Annotated in this window: 1 rRNA gene; it reads left to right on the forward strand. The window is 57.1% G+C overall.

Going from position 1 to position 1,270, the window contains the following annotated elements:
* Positions 1-11: 11 nt before the first annotated feature.
* Positions 12-1,270, forward strand: a 23S ribosomal RNA gene (locus FCN18_RS38910); the annotation flags it as partial.

Here is a 1,270-nt window from a genome sequence, read left to right on the forward strand (position 1 = left end):
AGCATCTTTGTGGTCAAGTTGTGTAGGGCACATGGTGGATGTCTGGGCACTAGGGGCCGATGAAGGACGTGGGAGGCTGCGATAAGCCTCGGGGAGCTGTCAACCGAGCTGTGATCCGAGGGTGTCCGAATGGGGTAACCCGGCACCTGTTATGAGGTGTCACCCGCACCTGAATGTATAGGGTGTGTGGAGGGAACGCGGGGAAGTGAAACATCTCAGTACCCGTAGGAAGAGAAAACAAGTGTGATTCCGTGAGTAGTGGCGAGCGAAAGCGGAGGAGGCTAAACCGTGCGCATGTCAAGCTGTCAGGTGTTGTGTGTGCGGGGTTGTGGGACCTGTTTGCCAGGGGCTGACACTCCTGGGGATGCGTTGTGTGGTTAGCGGAACGCTTTGGGATGAGCGGCCGGAGTGGGTGAGAGTCCCGTACGTGAAAACTGCATGGGCGTGTCTGGAATGGTGTTCCCGAGTAGCAGCGAGCTCGTGGAATTTGCTGTGAATCTGCCGGGACCACCCGGTAAGCCTAAATACTTCCTGGTGACCGATAGCGGACGAGTACCGTGAGGGAAAGATGAAAAGTACCCCGGGAGGGGAGTGAAAGAGTACCTGAAACCGTGTGCCTGCAAGCCGTCAGAGCAATGCTGGTCGTTGTGATGGCGTGCCTTTTGAAGAATGAGCCTGCGAGTTCGTGCTGCGTGGCGAGGTTAACCCGTGTGGGGTAGCCGTAGCGAAAGCGAGTCTGAAGAGGGCGTGTGAGTTGCGTGGTCGAGACCCGAAGCGGAGTGATCTACCCATGGCCAGGCTGAAGCGCCGGTAAGACGGTGTGGAGGGCCGAACCCACCAGGGTTGAAAACCTGGGGGATGAGTTGTGGGTAGGGGTGAAAGGCCAATCAAACTCCGTGATAGCTGGTTCTCCCCGAAATGCATTTAGGTGCAGCGTCGTATGTTTCACACCTGGGGTAGAGCTACTGGGTGGCCTAGGGGCCTTACCGGGTTACCGAAGTCAACCAAACTCCGAATACGGGTGTGTGAGAGTGCGGCAGTGAGACGGCGGGGGATAAGCTTCGTCGTCGAGAGGGAAACAGCCCAGAACGCCAGCTAAGGCCCCTAAGTGTGTGCTCAGTGGGAAAGGATGTGGAGTCGCTGAGACAACCAGGAGGTTGGCTTAGAAGCAGCCATCCTTGAAAGAGTGCGTAATAGCTCACTGGTCAAGTGGTTCTGCGCCGACAATGTAGCGGGGCTTAAGCACACCGCCGAAGCTGTGTCACTCACA

Origin of the sequence: Prauserella endophytica (assembly GCF_005146945.1) — a bacterium.
Taxonomy (GTDB): Bacteria; Actinomycetota; Actinomycetes; order Mycobacteriales; family Pseudonocardiaceae; genus Prauserella_A; species Prauserella_A endophytica.